We start from the raw sequence: 16,860 nt of genomic DNA, 5'->3' as shown, positions 1-16,860 counted from the left end.
CTGCTTGGTGTCGGCAGAGAAAAGAAACGCGCCGGTTCCGTCATATACTTCAATGTGTCCGTTTACATATTCGAGAGTGCAGTTCATCTTGCGCATCCCCTTTCCTTTTGTTGTACATAGTATAACAAAAGGAAAGTACGTTAAACGGTACTTAGTCTATGAATTTGTGAATCTGCTTTTCAAACGCTTCGCAGACCTCCGGCGGGTTTACAATGCGCACATCTCCTTCCAGACTGAACACCCAGGAAAAAAACTGCGGACTGACAACAACATCCACATCCAGATAAAAATGTTCGTTATCCGCCGGAAATAGACGCAGACTGCTGCCGAAGCGATCGAGCATGACACCGATAAAGCGGTTCAGGCATTTCAGTTTCACGGTTTTCTCCTCGCCGGAGAACATGCCGAACACCTTACGGGAGTAGGCTGCCGCGTCAAACCGATCGTCGAACAGCTGTTTACCCTCACGAGGCAGGTCGGTCTGCACAAGTGAATCCATCTTATCTACGCGGTAGTGGCGGATTTCACCGGCATCGTGATCGAAGGCAATCAGATAGTAATTTTCATTGTCCCACGTTAGTGCCCACGGACTGACGCGGTAGCGCGCACCATCTCGGCGGTACTGCTTTTGAATGCGCGGACTGGCAGAGAAATTCAGCACCCAGTTGAAATAGCGAAACGTAATCTGGACATCGTTGGATATGGCCGCATGCAGCGCATCAATATTGTAGTAAATCTGCTCATTAAGCGTTTTCACACGTTCGGAAACATACACCTGACGCTGGAGCGTATGTGCTTCATGGTCACTGGTGAGGTGCTCGATTTTGCCGATGAGCTCGTTGGATTTTTTCTCGGTGATAAAGCGGGAGCACTGGATTGCATCCACGAGCAGCTTGAGCTCGGGCAGTTCAAATTCGCGTGACGCGACGTAATAGCCGCCGCCGGTACCTCTCTGACAAATTACATCCAGACCAAAATTCTGGAGTGCTTCGATGTCCGAATAAATGCTTTTGCGTTCAGCGGTAATGCCGCAGCGCTCGAGTGCCGCACGCAGTTCATCTGTGGTGAGTTTATGGTTCTCATCCGTTCGCTGCAGCAGGATTTGGTATAAATACAGCAGCTTCAGCTTTTGATTCGGATTTTTAGACATGGTTAGCCTCCCGTTCAGAAAGCGCGTTTTGATACGCCGAAAGCGTGGTTCCATCAAAGCAGATCATGCTTACCTGCTCAATTTCTGCATGAGTTGAAAGATATTCCTCAATCGTACGGATAGCGATTTCAGCGGCACGATTCAGCGGAAAGCGATACACACCAGTGCTGATGGACGGAAACGCCACGGTTTTGCAATTTAATTCAGATGCAATGCGCAGGCAGTTTTGATAGCAGCCTGCCAGCAGTACCGCCTCACCCGCATGTCCACCGCGCCAGATCGGTCCCGGCGTATGAATGACATACCGACATGGCAGACGATATGCTCGTGTTGCTTTGGCTTCGCCGGTCCGACAGCCGCCGAGCGTACGGCATTCCGCCAGCAACTCCGGTCCTGCCGCTCGATGAATGGCACCGTCCACACCGCCGCCGCCCAGCAGGGACGTGTTGGCAGCGTTTACAATCGCATCGGTCGTGCATTGAGTAATATCTCCGCGCTGAATAGAAATTCGGCTCATCAGCCATGCCCCTTCCATTAAGTTGTTGGCTTTATTATACGTTGTTTTTCCGAAAATTGCAAGTTTGACGCAAATTGCAGAATGCGTTATAATAAATACAGTATCACAGCAGGCGAGGAGAGCGCAGCAATGGACAAGCCGATGAACGAATACGCCGCAGACGCACCGCGCGTTTTGCGGGATTTTTTAACCTATATTTCCACAATACGCGGCAAATCCGCAAAAACCGCACACGAGTATTATCTTGATCTGCGGCTGTTTTTTCGCGTACTCAAGCACAACAAAGGCGCAGTCGATAAAAATCTTCCGCTTGATGAGATCGACATCAGCGACATTGATCTGGATTTTATCCGTGATATCACGCTGTCGGACACCTATGATTATCTGGAATACATGGCGCAGAGCCGCCCAACTCAGCAGAACAGCAACCACACCAATTACGGATTGAGTGTCAACTCGCGTGCACGCAAGGTCTCTGCGATACGCGCGTTTTTTCGGTATTTAACCGATAAACAGCATGTTTTAGAGGTCAATCCGGTCAGCGGACTGGAAGCGCCGACTGTCCGTAAATCTCTGCCGACTTATCTTACAACGGACGACAGCGTGCGGCTTCTGGAATCCGTCACCGGCCCGTATGCCGAGCGAGATTACTGCATCCTGACGTTTTTCCTTAACTGCGGCATGCGTGTTTCCGAACTGGTCGGACTGAATCTGACCGACTTCAAGGACGATACCGTGCGCGTGCTCGGTAAGGGCGGCAAGCAGAGGACGGTATTTCTCAACGATGCGTGTCTTGCCGCACTCGAGCAGTATCTGCCCAAACGCCTGGAGCCGAACGAGCAGGACACGGACGCGCTGTTTGTCAGCAAAAAGCGCAACCGTATTAACGTACAGACGGTCAAGTGGCTGGTAAAGAAATATATCGGTCAAGCCGGACTCGACCCCAAAAAATACTCTGCGCACAAGCTGCGTCACACAGCGGCAACGCTCATGTACCAGAACGGCGTGGATATCCGCACACTGCAAAGCATTCTTGGTCACTCGAGTGTGGATACGACCATGATCTACACCCACATCGAGAATGAAAACATGCGCGAAGCTGCGGCAAGGAATCCGCTGGCGGAAATCCGGCCGAACGGTGAGCGTGTGCCTGTAAAACAGCCAAAAAACAGCGATAAGTAACATAAAAGGGCGCGCTGCAAAATAGTGCGTAAGAAAAGACGGGTAAGTTTCCCCGAAAGGGATTGCTTACTCGTCTTTTTGCTTTATGATTAGGTGTGAAACAAGATCAAACCACCCATTTTCGAAAACAAACGCAGGGACGAAATGCCTTATGCGACCTTTCGTCCCTGCGTTCTTTGCGGACCTGTTCTGCAACAGACTCTTTTTTTATTACAGCTGCATCTCCAGCGCGGCATCACAGTACGGACAGCGGTCACCGACCTTGCCGTGCAGCGGTACATACAGCTCGCTTCGCGTAATGCACTTGTGGTTGGAGCAGCGAATGCCGGGATCTGCACCGATTTCATGATGACCGGCACGCTCGAACGGCAGCTTGGACAGCGTCAGCAACAGTGCCATACGGCCGAACATGCCGAACCGCGCCTGACGGAAGTAGACCGCACGCGGATCATCATCCACGTCCTGTGCAATCTCATCAACACGCGGCAGCGGATGAAGCACCAGCATGTCCTTCTTGGCGCGCTTCATCTTCTCAGCAGTCAGCTGATAATTGCCTTCAAGGTTTGCGTACTCCTCTGCCGTGACAAAGCGCTCGCGCTGAATGCGAGTCATGTACAGCACATCCAGCTCGGGCAGAACTTCATCAATGCTGTCTACCTCGCAGAACGGCATATTGTTGTCTTTCAGGAATTTTACCATATAGTCTGGCAGCTTGAGTGCATCAGGTGCGATCAGATAAAACTGTACATTATGATACCGCTGCAGGAAATGCAGCAGAGAATGCACGGTACGGCCGTACTTCAAATCACCGCACAGACCAATCTTCATATCGTCAGCAGAGCCGCGCATACGCAAAATGGTAATCATATCGGCAAGCGTCTGGGTCGGGTGCAGATGACCGCCGTCGCCGGCATTGATGACAGGCACAGACGAGTACATTGACGCTACCTTGGCTGCGCCCTCTCGCGGGTTGCGCATGACGATCATATCCGCATAGCTGGATACCATGTTGATAGTATCCTTGAGTGTTTCGCCCTTAGACGCAGAAGTGGCGTTCGGATCGGAAAAACCGACAACACTGCCGCCCAGTCTCATCATTGCGGTGGAAAACGACAGGTTGGTACGGGTAGAAGGTTCATAAAACAGGCTGCCCAGCACCTTGCCGCGGCAGGCATCTACATAACCCTCCGGTCGGTCGATAATATTGCTGACCAGCTTGTACAGATCGGAAAATTCTTTTTCCGTTAAATCACATAAATCAATAATATGGCGCATGCAAACTCCATTCCTTTCTACGGTACAGTCGCCCTATTCGTTATTTGTCACTGTTAATGATAGCACAAATGAAGGCGAAAGAAAAGAGTTATTTGCATATTGCGTCGATTGGATTGAGAGCGGCCGCACGAACCGCCGGGAGCAGTCCGGCAGCGGCTCCGCTGAGTGTGGAAAGTATCAGCAATCCGGCAAATACGCGGCCTTCCGGCAGGAGCAGTGCTGCTCCGAAGTGCAGGAGCGCACCTGCGGCTGCCAGACCGACGATTCCGCCGAACAGGCACAGCAGCACAGCCTGCAGGAGAAATGTCCGGCGAATATCATGCGGCTGTGCGCCGAGCGCCAGCAGAATGCCGATCTCCCCTGTTTTCTCGTGAGCGGCAGCCAGCATGCTTCCCATCACACCGATGAGCGCGACAAACAGTGTCACCGCACCGACGGCGGCAAACAGGCCGATTCCCATTTCGGCAAGCTGCTGTACGGTCTGCACCGCACCCGACATATTCTGTACATGCACGCCGCGTACCTGCTGTCGATTGGTCAGGTACTTTTCGATCTGAGAGCTGACCGAAGCAGTATCTGCCTGCGAAATGCACTGCACAAACACTTGATCCGTGCGTTCGGTTTGCGACGCGATACACGCATACGGCACATAGACCAGATGCGGTGCAACCGCCGACAGCATTCCGCCGAATGCCCCCGTCTGTGCCCGCACAACACCGCATACCGTGAAATACCGGTCGGTGTCGTTTACCTTTAGCCGAATCTGCCGTCCGGTGATATTTGTCCGTCTGTACAGCGTCTGTGCCAGATCATCGCCGACCACGGCGACCGGCTCAGCGTTTGCACACTGCCATGCGTTCGGCAGTGTGCCTGCCAGCATCTCCATTTGCATGACTTCACCGAGCCGTTCGTCTGCACCGAGAAGTACCGCGTGCTCAGTTGTGTGTCCGACGCGCACGGTGCCGCTCTGCGCCTTGATCGGCATCAGCGCGCGAATGCGTCCACATCCTGCTCTATCTCATCCGCCAGTGCTGCCGAGAGTATCGTTCCCGCGTGTCCGCTTTCCGTGTACACCGATAAACCGCTGACACCGAGTGTCTGCAAACCGACGTCCACCTGTTTTCGCCCATACAGACCAATGGAAAGGATAAGCAGCAGTGCACCGCTTCCAACCGCAACAGAAAGCGCGCAAAGTGCCGTCCGCAGCGGACTTTCCCGCAGATTATGTGCCGCCAGTGATAGAATATCCCGCAGTCTCATGTCTGTACCTCCACCGGATCACCGTCAGTCAATTCATCGGGCGGCGACAGAATGACCGATACACCTGTCGGCAAGCCGTCTATAATTTCAACCGTATCCTCGAGCAGATAGCCGGTCTGTACCGCGCACTGCACGGCATGGCCGTCCTGCACGCAGAATACAAACTCTTGTTCTCCACGCTGGCAAATTGCTTCATACGGTACAACCGCAGCATCGTCCCGATGGTCTGTGAATACCTTAACGGTCGCGGAATAGCCGGGGCGCAGATTTTTGGTTGAGCCGTTCAAATCGAGCAGCACCTCAACGGTTGCTTCAGGATCTTCGTTTGTCAGACTAAAGGTTTTCACAGCCGCAGGAGCAATTGTGGTTAATCCGGCGTGAAAGGTGCCGTCCACTGCCGAAAATGTGATGTTAGCGCGCTGCCCGACAGCAAGCTCTCCTACATATAGCTCGGGAGACTGCGCACGCACGCGCAGCTTATCCGGATTCGCAATTTGTATGCACGGCATATCGACCGATACACTCTCGCCCGCCTGCGGAACGGTCAGCACAGTACCGTCCATCGGCGCATACAGCGCGTGAGCGTCCTCGGCGGTGACAGTGTTCACCGTGCCGGAAATTGCAAACACGCTCTGTGCGGTCTGCCAGTAATCCGCAGCTGTTTGCGATCTGCCGATATCAGTCAGCGTGCACAGAATATCACCCTTCTGCACGGTGTCGCCTGTTGCGGCATACACTGCACTTACTACACCATTTTTCGCCGGACAAACCGCTGTGCTCTCTGCGGACTCGACCGTACCGAAAATCGTCACACTATTGTAGATATCCTGCGTTTCGGCGGCCGCTGTGCGTACCAAAAACGCCTCCGGCGGACGGTGTTTCCACGACCAGAACAGCATTGCCGTCAGCACACCTGCCGTCGTAAGCAGCACCGCGCGGATCTTATTCTCCAAATGCAAAACCTCCCCTGACGCAAACTGAGTTTAGTCTGCGGAGAGGAGGTGAAAATTATGCTTACAATACGGCACGAATCGCGTCACCGACGGTTTTCGCACGCACGATATTCATTTTCTGCAGCAGGTCCTCGTCCACATCCTGCATAGGCATGATGCAGGTGTGGAAACCAAGACGATATGCTTCATTGATACGCTGTCCCGGATTGGATACCGCGCGCAGCTCGCCGGTCAGACCGACCTCGCCGAAGCTCATGACGCCTTCCGGCAGCGGCTTGTCCCGAAAGCTGGATGCGATTGCCAGCACCATCGGCAAATCCACAGCAGGCTCGTCCAGCCGCATGCCGCCGACAACGTTGACGTACACATCGCTCGATGACAGAAACAGCCCGCAGCGTTTTTCCAGAATGGCGAGCAGCAGCACCATGCGGTTGTAGTCCACGCCGGCAGCGGTGCGGCGCGGCACACCAAACTGCGTTTTCGCAGCAAGCGCCTGCACCTCGGCGAGCAGAGGACGGCTGCCCTCCATCACGCAGGCAATGCAGTTGCCGGACGCACCCTGCGGATGACCGGCCAGCATAGCCGCAGACGGATTCTGCACCTCGAGCAAACCGTGATCGCTCATTTCAAACACGCCGATTTCATTGGTTGAGCCATAGCGGTTTTTCGCCGCACGCAGACAGCGGAACGGACCTGCGGATTCCCCCTCGAAATACAGCACGCAGTCCACCATGTGCTCAAGGATTTTCGGGCCTGCCAGCGTACCCTCTTTGTTGACATGACCAACAATAAAAATCGTCACGTTGCGATTCTTCGCGTACTGCATCAGGCTCATCGCGCATTCCTTGATCTGCGTTGTACCGCCGGGAGCGGCAGTTAAATCGCGCTTATAGACCGTCTGGATAGAGTCCACGATTAGAATATCCGGCTCGAGCAGCTCGGTTTCGTTGATGATCTGCTCCATGTCGGTCTCGGCAAGGATGTACAACTCGGGTGAAGAAATGTGCAGACGTGCCGCACGAATTTTGATCTGCTTGAGCGATTCCTCGCCCGAAACATAGAGCACGCGTGCGTTTTTGCACATTTCCTGACACATCTGCAGCAGAAGCGTCGATTTGCCGATGCCCGGCTCACCGCCGACCAGCACAAACGAGCCGTGTACAGCGCCGCCGCCGAGAACGCGGTCGAGTTCACCGATTCCAGAATGGAACCGGCTTTCGTCTCCGGTATCAATATCCTTGAGCAGCGTCGGCCGCGATTCGCCGCGCTGAAATGTATTCGTGCCGCGTGCCGCCGAAACCGGCTTCTCCTTGAATTCGCTCATGGTGTTCCATGCGCCGCAGGACGGGCATTTGCCGTACCATTTCGGACTTTCATAGCCACAGTCACCGCACAGAAAAACTGTCTTTTGCTTCATATTTCCTCCGTTACATACCGCTCTGGCTGCGTAAATATCCGCAGATCACGGCGGCAGCAAGTTGTTTGTGATAGGCTTCGTCCCGCAGCCGCGCTTCTTCGGCCGGATTGGACAGAAAGCCGCATTCGATGATAACCGCCGGGCAGTCCAGCTTTTTCATCAGATAGATGGCGCTGTCTGCCTGTTTAGCCTTGCGATGATTCAATGGGTCGCAGCCGTCAATCAGGCACTGCTGTATCTGCTCGGCCAGCGGCTTGCCCTGCACATTCCCTGTCGAGTAAAACACCTGTGCACCGTGGTACTGTGCGTCACTGAATTTATTCAGGTGAATGCTCAGAAACACCGGTGACGGAATGCTGTTTACCAGCTTTTCTCTCGCCTTGATATCCGCGATTTTGTTCTCTCGCACCGTGCGGGAAGGGTCGTAATCAAGTGCATTTTCATCCGGCCGCGTCATAGCAGTCGGCACACCGAAGAAATTCGCCAGCACCTGCACCCGTTTTGCAATGCTCAGATTGATATCCTGCTCGGCGGTTCCATCCGCGCCGACCGCACCGCCGTCAAAGCCGCCGTGTCCGGCATCGATGACGAGCGTAACTTCGGTGTTCCCTGCCGTCTGCATTGCACGGGTTTTCTGCTCCATGCCAAAGCACAGCACCAGCGCCAGTGCCGCCGCGGCGCAAACGCCGCATTTCAGCCGTCTCTCCATCTCCGCACCTCCGTATCACACAAATATGCGAAAAAGGCGGAACTTATGCGTTTACTTGGGCGCGTTCAGCACAGCATCTGCGCCGGTTTTGTCCAGTGTGCTGATGATAGCAGGCGCTGCCGTCATGCCGTCCAGCGTGAAGGCTGCGGAAACGCTCTGCCTGCGAATCGTGCCGCCGCTGACCGACTGTGTTACCGTGGTCGGCTGCAGCGGACGGCTTCGTCTAAATCACCCAGTGCACTTTCGACCGACCAGAGCAGTTCGGTGTACGCGTTCGGCGTATCGGCACAGGTAATGATCCAGCTGCCTGCACGCTGACTCAGCGAATCGACACACACCAGCGGTACGCGGCCATACATCGCGGCAAGGCCCTCCTGCTCAGCGGCAGTCACCAGCTCTGCCGACCATGAGCCGTTCAATTTGTGATATAGCGCACCGTCCGACAGATAACTCTGCGTCAGCAGCTGCTTATCCGATGTATTCGGCGCGGAAAGCGTCATTTTACGGTCGGTGAGCAGTTCATTCTTCTCGCGGTCGAACACGGTGGTCTCGCTCGTCTGCACCTGCATGACGGTCTTGCCGTCATGAGTTACAGCCACCGGAGACGCAAATTCGCTGTTGACCGAGTAATGCAGCAGAGCATCCATACCGGCGGTTGCCTCGCGGTACTGCGCGTAGGTCGAAAACAGATTCTGATACGATTTCGCGTTCGCTTCGGTTATCGCGTTTTCGCTGACAAGCTGGTCCAGCAGTGTGCCTTCGCTGTTCTTCGGTGAAACGGACAGCGCCGTGTAGCTTGCCGCTGCAGCATCGTCGCGCAGAAAATTCTGCGTGTTGATGATACCGGTGTCGTAAATACCCTGCTCGCGAGCAGTCTCTATCGCGTTCGCATAGCTGAAATCCGCCGTATCCGAGTAGCCGAGCGCACGCAGCAGGAACACCGCGTACATCTGCGCGGTGCACTTGCCGGTCGGATTGAAGGTCGTCCGGCTCGTGCCATTCGCCAGACCGTTGCTGTACAGATACTGCACATACGGCTTTTCCCATCCCTTGAGATCGGTAAACGGTGCAGTATACGTCAGCGTCTTGACCTCAGCCTCCTTGCCGAGCAGCCGCACCAGCATGACAGCCGCTTCCGCTCTGGTCGGCGTGCGGTCAAGATCGTAGCCGTTCTGCGTGCCCTGAAACAGACCCATTTCGTGCAGCGAATCCGCACAATTCGTATAATTTGCCGCAAAGGCCGAAGCGGTCAGCATAGCAGCGGCAGCCGCGCCAACACAGACAGCGCGTAACCATTTATTCATAGCCCTATCCTCCTGAACTGATATTGCCGATAAAAATACAGTATAAGTATAGCACAAAGTCATGTGTTTTCCAACAACAAAACGGATATACTACTCGCAGAAGGAGTGTATCCAATATGACGAATATTCAAAAATGCGGCGTGATCGGTGTAGGCTTTGTCGGCGCGACCTGCGCGTACACATTGGCGGTTTCCGGACTATTCTCCGATCTGGTACTCGTGGATATGAACCGCGCCAAGGCTATCGGTGAGGCATCGGACATCAATCATGGTGTGGCGTTCAGCAAGCCGTGCCGCGTCATGGCAGGAGACTATGCTGACCTCGCCGAATGCGGTCTTATCATCATTGCGGCAGGCGCAAACCAGAAACCGGGCGAAAGCCGTTTGGAGCTGCTCGGACGCAATAAAGGCATCCTGTCCTCCATCATTGCACAGCTTACGGCAGTCAATCGTGAGGCGATCCTGTTGGTTGTGTCCAATCCGGTCGATGTGCTGACCTGTCTGGCGCAGCAGTTGAGCGGCTTCCCTGCCGGACGTGTGCTCGGTTCCGGTACCGTGCTGGATACTGCGCGGCTCAAGTACCTGCTCGGACAGCGGCTTGGCGTGGACAGCCGCAACGTGCATGCGTTTATCATCGGCGAGCACGGCGACAGCGAGCTGGCGGTATGGTCGAGCGCTAACATCTCTGGTGCTGATCTGGACGATTACTGCCGCATTGCAGGCATCACCGAGCCTGCAGACGAACTTTCCCGCATTTACGAACATGTGCGCGATGCGGCTTACCAGATTATCGACAGCAAAGGCGCAACCTATTACGGTATCGGCATGGCGGTGCGGCGTATCGCGGAGGCCATTGTGCGCAATGAGCATTCCGTGCTGCCGGTCACCTCTATGATTCACGGACACTACGGCGTGGACGGTATTTGTCTGGGTGTACCGACTATCGTCGGACGAAACGGCGCGGAAGCCGTGCTGGATATTCCGCTCTCCGAGGAAGAACTGGCACAGCTGCAGCGTTCCGCGGACACAATGCGCGAGATGATCGACAAGCTGGACGGATAACACAAAAGGGACAGAGCCAATGCTCTGTCCCCTGTTCTATATGCGTATTTTTAGAAGTCAAGGTTTACCATAACGTCGGAAACATCCGGCTTCTCTGCGATCAGGCCCTGATCATACATCCAGTCAATGTTCTCCTGCCAGCACTGCTCGGTCTGAGAGAGGAACTTGGCATCCTCGGTCTCCATGAGCGGCAGCAGCGTCTCACAGGACTTCTTCTCTACATCCGGGTCGAGTGCAAAGTTTGCCTCGTCCTGATTGTCGAGCAGAACCTGCAGAACATCGTCGGTATTGCTCTTGAAGTCCTCAAAGCCCTTGCTGCAAGCGCGCAGGAAGCCCTTCAGCGTATCGGAATTGTTCGCAATCATATCATCGCTTGCGAGGAAAATACCTTCGTAATACTTCGGCACACCGTAATCATCCGGGAAGAAGTAATTGACCTCGAAGCCTTCCTTCTCCATCTGCGGTACCTCGTGGTTGACCAGACAGCCGATGGTTGCATCAACATTGCCGGTGGTCATCGAGCTCATCAGGTCGAAGCCAACGTCAACCATGTTCACGCTGTTCGGATCGGCACCGTTGGACTGCATGATGCTGCGGACCAGTGCCTCGGAAAGCTCGGTGCCCGCGTAGCCGACTGTTTTGCCCTCGAGATCCTGCGGCTTGGTGATGTTCTTGTCCTTGAGCGACAGGATGATGTTCAGCGGACCCTGAACCACTGCACCGATGGACTTGATCGGCACATCCTGCTCAGCACGAGCCTGAATGACATCCTGCTGATAATACAGACCAATGTCTGCCTTGCCGGCGGCAACCATGCTCATTGCATCGTTTACGCCTGCCGGGGACTGGATATCCACATCCAGACCTTCCTCGGCGAAGTAGCCTTTCTCCTGCGCTTCGTACAGGAATGCGTGCAGAGCATTCGGATACCAGTCGAGCACAACGGTCAGGTGCTGCAGATCATCGCTGCCGCTGTTTGCCGCATCAGACTGTGCGGCGTTCTGTGCGCCGCAGCCGGTCAGCAGCATGGTGCCTGCTGCCAGAAGTGCAAGAATACGCTTTTTCATATATGTTTTTCTCCTTATGTTAGAACAAAAATTTCGTTTTTTCTTAAAATTGTGTTATCAAGTTTATAAGCTGCTGCGCCAGGTGATAATTTTCTTTTCCAACCAGCTTACAATGCCTACTGCGATCATCGCAACCACGCTCAGCAGTACGATCGGTGCAAACACGCCAGCGCCGTCCAGCTGCGTCATCATGCGGCGGCTGAAATAGCCGAGACCGGCCTGTGCGCCCAGCCACTCGCCGATCGCAGCGCCGATGATCGACATCGGGATCGCCATTTTGAGCGCCGAGAAAAAGTACGGCAGCGCTGCCGGAATCTTCAGCTTGAGGAAAATTTCCTTCTTGCCTGCGCCGAAGGTCTTGAGCATATCGACCATATCGGTCTTCGCCGAGCGGAAGCCGTCAAACACAGTCATCGCGATCGGGAAGAACGTGATGAGCACGGTGACGAGCACCTTGCTCCAGATCGTGTAGCCGAACCAGAGCACAAACAGCGGCGCAAGTGCGGTTGTCGGAATGGTCTGTGAAGCGACGATGAGCGGGTACAGCATTTTCTCCGCCGACGGACTCGCGTCCATTACGATGGCGAGCAGCAGACCGAGCGCGATCGAGATCGCAAGGCCGACTCCGGTACACAGCATGGTAGCCGGCAGATGTGCGGTGAACAGCGGTTTGCGCAGCTCCCACAGGCGCACAAGCACCTGTGTCGGCGACGGCAGAATGTAGGCCGCATCCATGCCCATGGCTATGCACTGCCAGACGATGAGCAGCGCGAACATAAAGATCAGTGCGGGCAGATTTGCATTCTTTTTCATGCCTGCACCTCTTTTCTGAGCAGCGAAATCAGATTTTCTCTCAGCTCGAGCATCTTCGGGTCGGTCAGGCACGCACGCGTGCGCGGATACGGCGCAGGCACTTCAAACGAGTGCAGCTTGCGGATCGGCGTATCCTCCACGACCAGAACACGGCCGGACAGGAAAATAGCCTCCTCTACATCGTGAGTGATGAACAGGACGGTCTTGCTGTCCTGCTCCCACTGGTCGAGCAGCCACTCCTGCATAGTGATGCGCGTGAGAAAGTCGAGCGCGGAAAACGGCTCATCGAGCAGCAGCAGTTCCGAGCCGGTCAGCAGCGTACGCGCGAATGCCGCACGCTGACGCATACCGCCGGAAAGCTCCTCCGGGCGCTTGTCGCCCCAGCCAGCCAGACCAACGTGCTCAAGCGTTTCCGCCACACGCTTGTCCATCTCCGCGCGGGAAAAGCCGCCGCGAATCTCCATCGGCAGACGCAGGTTTTCGTTCACCGTGCGCCACGGAAACAGCAGGTCGCGCTGCGGCATGTAACCGCAGTAGCCGCGCCGTCCGTCGATGCTCTTGCCGTCCACCAGAATTTCACCGCTCCTGCGCGGCAGAAGCTGGTTGGTCAGGCGGAAAATCGTGGATTTGCCGCAGCCGGACGGCCCGATGACCGACACGAATTCTCCCTTCTCGAGATGGAAGGATAGACCGTCTATGATATTAAAATCCTCACTGTCGTACTGAAAAACGACGTTGCGAAACTCCAGCATGGCTTACATCGCCTCGTTCCAGGCCATGTCCCAGAACATGCCCTCGTAGCGCGAGCATGCGACGAAAATATCGGTCAGACGCGCAAGCTGCGGCTCGGTATAGTCCTCACTCAGGCGCTCCATATAAGCGACCAGCTTGCGGTTTTCTGCCGCATAGTCCTCGGATGCGTAGCCCTGTACCCACTCACCGTAGAACTCATGCTGATCGGCGTTCGGGTAGTTGGCGACGATCCACTTGGCGATGTATTCATAGCTGAGTGCACACGAAAGCACAGCCGCCATAATCTCCGCCGGACCTTCCTCGGCTGCAACAGCGCGCATGTAGGATGTGTAAGACTCGTTATTCAGCGACGGCTTGACGCGCTCTGCGTCCTCCTCGGTGATGCCGAGACGGCTCATGTAGCTGCGGTGAATATTCATCTCGCCGCCGAGGATGCTTGCCACATAACCAGCAAATACGCGCATGATCTCGGGATCGCGTGACTTGACAACGCCCTGCGCGAACACCTTTGCGTAATCAAACAGGTAAACATAATCCTGCAGAAGATAAAAACGAAATTTTTGAATGTCGAGGCTGCCGTCGGCAATACCGTGGACAAACGGATGGTTCAGATAGCCTTCCCAGATGTCCTGCGTTGCGGCAAGCAGTCTTTCGGTGGTTTTGTTGTTCAAGGTGGTACCCCCAATGAAAGTATGTTGATGATTTTCCTAAGACTGACGGCAAAATTCTGCCGACAGCATTTTTCTGCTTACAGAATCTGCAAACAGAGGTTCGGCGTCAGCTCGTCCGCGTTCAGCAGACTTACTGCGTCGATCAGGCGCGTACGAAAGGAAGCGGTGCCCTCCATCTCTTTACGCACACGCGCCTCGGCTGTTTCTCCGCAATGCTTCATCACCTCCGATGCCGTGACTGCGGCTTCTAACAATATATCTGGATTCGCACCGCAGTACACGCCGGTCAGTGAAGTGAGCATACAGCCTGCGCCGGTGATCCGCCGCAAATACGCACTGCCGCCGCGTACCACTGCGGTACGGGTTCCATCGGTAATTACATCCATCGCGCCGGTGAGCATGACGACAGCTCCGGTCCGGCGGCTGAACGACCGCAGCCACGCTGCGGATTCCTGTAAATTGTCCTCGGTCACGCTGTCGAGCGCACTGGCTTCCACGCCGGTCTCCTGCTCGGCTCCTGCGGCGAGCGCCCGCACCTCGGATGCATTGCCGCGGATGACCGACACAAGATTTTCGCTCAACAGGCGGGAACACATTTCACGCCGGAGCGTGCTGGCACCGGCGGCTACCGGATCGAGTACGACCGGATTGCCGTTGCGCTTTGCAATCTTGGCTGCACGCAGCATGGCCTCCTGTGCGCGGACAGCGCCCATGTTGATTACAAGTGCCTGCGCGTGCGAGGTAATCTCCTCGACCTCACGCTCATCCTGCGCCATAATGGCCGTGCCGCCTGCCGCAAGGATGATATTCGCGCAGTCGTTGATGGTAACATTATTGGTGATGGAATGCACCATCGGTGTGCGGTTCTGCGTGTTTTCGAGAACGGCTTTAATAGTGTCGATCAATGCTTAGCACCTTCCAGTGCGCTGAGAACATGCGTGCGCTTGAGGGCGCTCAGCACCAGAACCGAAATCGCCGCACCTACCGCAGTGGACACGAGAAAGGACGGCACAAAGGTGAACAGAGCTGCCTTGGTATTGCCCATCACGAATGCGGCAATCGGGTAGGAAGCCAGACCGCCGAGAATGCCGGTGCCGAATACCTCACCAACGTAAGCGACCGGCAGCTTCGGGCAGGCCTTGTAGGCCAGACCGCACAGCAGCGCACCGATCATCGAGCCAGGGAACGCCAGCAGACTTCCCAAGCCGAGCACATTGCGAATCAGTGCTGCTGCAAAGCCCATGCCGAGCGCGTACCACGGGCCCAGCAGAACGGCGCCGAGCACATTTACCATATGCTGCACCGGCGAGCACTTCGCGCCGAGCACCGGTATGGAAAACAGGCTGCCAACGACCGCAACTGCGACGAGAACGCCTGCAATGGTCAGTTTACGGATAGAATTCTTTTTCATTGTCTTTCACTCCTCCGAAAAAATACGGCAAAAATGGCCCAGCGGACCGCAGCCATGCCCCAGACCGGGTGCATGACGGATGGCATCGGTGACATACTCCTTAGCCAGCTTCACCGCCTCGGGCACGCTGTGGCCAAGCGCCAGATTGGATGCGATCGCAGAGGACAGCGTGCAGCCCGTGCCGTGCGTGCTGGTGGTGTTGATCTGCTCAATCTCAATGCGGTGACAGGTCTCGCCGTCAAACAGTACATCCACCGCACCTGCGATGTTCTTGCCGCCCTTGACGAGCACGTTCCTGCAGCCCTTGGCATAGATGCGGCGTGCCGCCTCCTCCATGTCCTCTGGCGTGCGGATCTCCATATCTGCCAGATACTGCGCCTCCGGTACGTTCGGAGTCAGCACCTCAGCAAACGGCAGCACGGTCTCAATAAGTGTGCCGACAGACGCCGGATCCATCAGCGGATCACCGTTTTTGGCGAACATCACCGGATCAATCACGATGTGCGCCGGCTTGTACTGTGCCAGCTTGCCAGCTACCGCCTTCATGCACTCCGGCGAGGACAGCATGCCGATTTTAACCGCATCCGGCACGATGTCTTCAAACACCGCGTCAATCTGCTCCTCGATCATCCGGGGACTGATGTCCTGAATGTCGATCACGCGTGCGGTGTTTTCCGCTACGACTGATACGATAACGCTCATGCCGAACACGCCGTGTGCCGCCATGGTTTTCAGATCGGCCTGTACACCTGCACCGCCGGAGCAGTCCGAACCGGCAATGGTAAGCACTGTTTTCATTCCTGTTCCCTCCAATTTTATCATCGCTGCCGGGAAAATAAAAAACGCCTCGTTTTCACCCTGCGGCAAAACCGAAGCACTCAATCCCAGCAATGCGACAGCTTCCCTACAATGGCATTAACCAACAGGTTCAAAAGGTTGGGTTTCTCGCCCTCTCAGCCGCTCATCACAGCACCCTTGCTTGTCTTTTACATAATATCAGTATAAGCCGTGTAAAATACATTTGTCAAGTATAGAATCTTGCTGTATATGATACGCCGTTAAAAAATAAACAAATTTTTATTTATCAATACTGCCGGATTTGCAGGTGTTGCCAAAATTGCATTTTTCGTCTCCTGTCCGGTTGACAAACGGCAAAAAGAGGTCTATTATACGAATCGTTCAGTAGCCAAATGCTTTGAACAGGACATGACGTATCCGTATCACCGCTCACAGAAAGCCGTCGGTCGTGCAAGACGGCAGCAAGGCACGGGTTCGCTATCCCCTGCGAGCAGCTTCGATCAAAGGCAATGCCGAGTA

Annotated in this window: 18 protein-coding genes; 2 read left to right on the top strand and 16 right to left on the bottom strand. The window is 55.1% G+C overall.

Going from position 1 to position 16,860, the window contains the following annotated elements; translation table 11 throughout:
• Positions 1–151: 151 nt before the first annotated feature.
• Entirely contained in the window at positions 152–1,150 is a 999-nt protein-coding gene (locus DXB00_RS05975; protein WP_118729867.1) for a helix-turn-helix transcriptional regulator, read from the bottom strand.
• A complete protein-coding gene (locus DXB00_RS05970; RefSeq protein ID WP_116704923.1) occupies positions 1,143–1,667 on the bottom strand; it encodes an O-acetyl-ADP-ribose deacetylase in 525 nt (174 codons plus the stop codon). Before DXB00_RS05970 ends, DXB00_RS05975 begins: the two co-directional genes overlap by 8 nt.
• A gap of 129 nt (positions 1,668–1,796) precedes the next feature.
• On the opposite strand from DXB00_RS05970, the gene DXB00_RS05965 reads away from it, so the two are divergent.
• Positions 1,797–2,849: a tyrosine recombinase XerC gene (locus tag DXB00_RS05965; RefSeq protein ID WP_118729868.1), complete on the top strand. Its 1,053-nt coding sequence runs from the start codon at positions 1,797–1,799 to the stop codon at positions 2,847–2,849.
• A gap of 210 nt (positions 2,850–3,059) precedes the next feature.
• On the opposite strand, the gene pyrB is transcribed toward DXB00_RS05965, so the two are convergent.
• The 7 genes from pyrB to DXB00_RS05930 all read right to left on the bottom strand — a co-directional run bounded on the left by pyrB (position 3,060) and on the right by DXB00_RS05930 (position 9,767).
• Positions 3,060–4,124 carry an aspartate carbamoyltransferase gene (gene pyrB, locus DXB00_RS05960; RefSeq protein WP_117488072.1) on the bottom strand — a complete coding sequence of 355 codons (1,065 nt, stop codon included), beginning with the start codon at positions 4,122–4,124 and terminating at the stop codon, positions 3,060–3,062.
• Positions 4,125–4,212: 88 nt separating this feature from the next.
• Entirely contained in the window at positions 4,213–5,109 is an 897-nt protein-coding gene (locus DXB00_RS05955; RefSeq protein WP_119214621.1) for an ABC transporter permease, read from the bottom strand.
• Positions 5,109–5,384 (bottom strand): hypothetical protein, encoded by a 276-nt coding sequence (locus tag DXB00_RS05950; RefSeq protein WP_119214620.1) that lies wholly within the window; start codon positions 5,382–5,384, stop codon positions 5,109–5,111. The genes DXB00_RS05955 and DXB00_RS05950 overlap by 1 nt, the downstream gene beginning before the upstream one ends.
• On the bottom strand, positions 5,381–6,337 hold the full coding sequence (locus tag DXB00_RS05945; RefSeq protein ID WP_118729870.1) for an efflux RND transporter periplasmic adaptor subunit: 957 nt from the start codon (positions 6,335–6,337) through the stop codon (positions 5,381–5,383). The genes DXB00_RS05950 and DXB00_RS05945 overlap by 4 nt, the downstream gene beginning before the upstream one ends.
• Positions 6,338–6,398: 61 nt before the next feature.
• Positions 6,399–7,754, bottom strand: a complete 1,356-nt coding sequence (gene radA, locus DXB00_RS05940; RefSeq protein WP_110436803.1) for a DNA repair protein RadA — start codon at positions 7,752–7,754, stop codon at positions 6,399–6,401.
• A gap of 10 nt (positions 7,755–7,764) precedes the next feature.
• Positions 7,765–8,463: an N-acetylmuramoyl-L-alanine amidase gene (locus DXB00_RS05935; RefSeq protein WP_118729871.1), complete on the bottom strand. Its 699-nt coding sequence runs from the start codon at positions 8,461–8,463 to the stop codon at positions 7,765–7,767.
• A 191-nt stretch (positions 8,464–8,654) separates the two neighbouring features.
• Positions 8,655–9,767: an S-layer homology domain-containing protein gene (locus DXB00_RS05930; RefSeq protein ID WP_158581261.1), complete on the bottom strand. Its 1,113-nt coding sequence runs from the start codon at positions 9,765–9,767 to the stop codon at positions 8,655–8,657.
• A 116-nt stretch (positions 9,768–9,883) separates the two neighbouring features.
• Between DXB00_RS05930 and DXB00_RS05925 the strand changes: the two genes are divergently transcribed.
• The gene (locus tag DXB00_RS05925; protein WP_118729873.1) at positions 9,884–10,828 is read left to right on the top strand and encodes an L-lactate dehydrogenase; all 945 of its coding nucleotides are present in this window, start codon (positions 9,884–9,886) and stop codon (positions 10,826–10,828) included.
• Positions 10,829–10,878: 50 nt separating this feature from the next.
• Here DXB00_RS05925 and DXB00_RS05920 read toward each other — a convergent pair whose 3' ends face one another.
• The 7 genes from DXB00_RS05920 to thiD form a co-directional block, all read right to left on the bottom strand.
• Positions 10,879–11,895, bottom strand: a complete 1,017-nt coding sequence (locus tag DXB00_RS05920; protein ID WP_118645489.1) for an ABC transporter substrate-binding protein — start codon at positions 11,893–11,895, stop codon at positions 10,879–10,881.
• Between the two features lie 63 nt (positions 11,896–11,958).
• A complete protein-coding gene (locus DXB00_RS05915) occupies positions 11,959–12,708 on the bottom strand; it encodes an ABC transporter permease (RefSeq protein ID WP_118729874.1) in 750 nt (249 codons plus the stop codon).
• Positions 12,705–13,460: an ABC transporter ATP-binding protein gene (locus DXB00_RS05910; RefSeq protein ID WP_118729875.1), complete on the bottom strand. Its 756-nt coding sequence runs from the start codon at positions 13,458–13,460 to the stop codon at positions 12,705–12,707. Before DXB00_RS05910 ends, DXB00_RS05915 begins: the two co-directional genes overlap by 4 nt.
• A gap of 3 nt (positions 13,461–13,463) precedes the next feature.
• Positions 13,464–14,132 (bottom strand): thiaminase II, encoded by a 669-nt coding sequence (gene tenA / locus DXB00_RS05905; protein ID WP_118729876.1) that lies wholly within the window; start codon positions 14,130–14,132, stop codon positions 13,464–13,466.
• Positions 14,133–14,209: 77 nt separating this feature from the next.
• Positions 14,210–15,037, bottom strand: coding sequence for a hydroxyethylthiazole kinase (gene thiM, locus DXB00_RS05900; RefSeq protein ID WP_243022708.1), 828 nt, complete (start codon positions 15,035–15,037; stop codon positions 14,210–14,212).
• The gene (thiW, locus tag DXB00_RS05895) at positions 15,034–15,543 is read right to left on the bottom strand and encodes an energy coupling factor transporter S component ThiW (RefSeq protein ID WP_116704920.1); all 510 of its coding nucleotides are present in this window, start codon (positions 15,541–15,543) and stop codon (positions 15,034–15,036) included. The genes thiM and thiW overlap by 4 nt, the downstream gene beginning before the upstream one ends.
• Positions 15,544–15,549: 6 nt before the next feature.
• The gene (gene thiD, locus DXB00_RS05890; protein ID WP_119214618.1) at positions 15,550–16,341 is read right to left on the bottom strand and encodes a bifunctional hydroxymethylpyrimidine kinase/phosphomethylpyrimidine kinase; all 792 of its coding nucleotides are present in this window, start codon (positions 16,339–16,341) and stop codon (positions 15,550–15,552) included.
• Between the last annotated feature and the right edge of the window lie 519 nt (positions 16,342–16,860).

The organism is Butyricicoccus sp. OF10-2, assembly GCF_003481925.1.
GTDB classification, from domain to species: domain Bacteria; phylum Bacillota; class Clostridia; order Oscillospirales; family Butyricicoccaceae; genus Agathobaculum; species Agathobaculum butyriciproducens.
This window is presented reverse-complemented; position numbering and strand designations above follow the sequence as displayed.

Coding starts and splice junctions, on each gene's coding strand:
- DXB00_RS05970 (WP_116704923.1), bottom strand. CDS start 1,667: ATGAGCCGAATTTCTATTCAGCGCGGAGATATTACTCAATGCACGACC.
- DXB00_RS05955 (WP_119214621.1), bottom strand. CDS start 5,109: ATGCCGATCAAGGCGCAGAGCGGCACCGTGCGCGTCGGACACACAACT.
- thiD (WP_119214618.1), bottom strand. CDS start 16,341: ATGAAAACAGTGCTTACCATTGCCGGTTCGGACTGCTCCGGCGGTGCA.
- DXB00_RS05910 (WP_118729875.1), bottom strand. CDS start 13,460: ATGCTGGAGTTTCGCAACGTCGTTTTTCAGTACGACAGTGAGGATTTT.
- DXB00_RS05930 (WP_158581261.1), bottom strand. CDS start 9,767: ATGAATAAATGGTTACGCGCTGTCTGTGTTGGCGCGGCTGCCGCTGCT.
- DXB00_RS05935 (WP_118729871.1), bottom strand. CDS start 8,463: ATGGAGAGACGGCTGAAATGCGGCGTTTGCGCCGCGGCGGCACTGGCG.
- pyrB (WP_117488072.1), bottom strand. CDS start 4,124: ATGCGCCATATTATTGATTTATGTGATTTAACGGAAAAAGAATTTTCC.
- DXB00_RS05975 (WP_118729867.1), bottom strand. CDS start 1,150: ATGTCTAAAAATCCGAATCAAAAGCTGAAGCTGCTGTATTTATACCAA.
- DXB00_RS05920 (WP_118645489.1), bottom strand. CDS start 11,895: ATGAAAAAGCGTATTCTTGCACTTCTGGCAGCAGGCACCATGCTGCTG.
- DXB00_RS05950 (WP_119214620.1), bottom strand. CDS start 5,384: ATGAGACTGCGGGATATTCTATCACTGGCGGCACATAATCTGCGGGAA.
- DXB00_RS05915 (WP_118729874.1), bottom strand. CDS start 12,708: ATGAAAAAGAATGCAAATCTGCCCGCACTGATCTTTATGTTCGCGCTG.
- radA (WP_110436803.1), bottom strand. CDS start 7,754: ATGAAGCAAAAGACAGTTTTTCTGTGCGGTGACTGTGGCTATGAAAGT.
- thiW (WP_116704920.1), bottom strand. CDS start 15,543: ATGAAAAAGAATTCTATCCGTAAACTGACCATTGCAGGCGTTCTCGTC.
- DXB00_RS05925 (WP_118729873.1), top strand. CDS start 9,884: ATGACGAATATTCAAAAATGCGGCGTGATCGGTGTAGGCTTTGTCGGC.
- DXB00_RS05965 (WP_118729868.1), top strand. CDS start 1,797: ATGGACAAGCCGATGAACGAATACGCCGCAGACGCACCGCGCGTTTTG.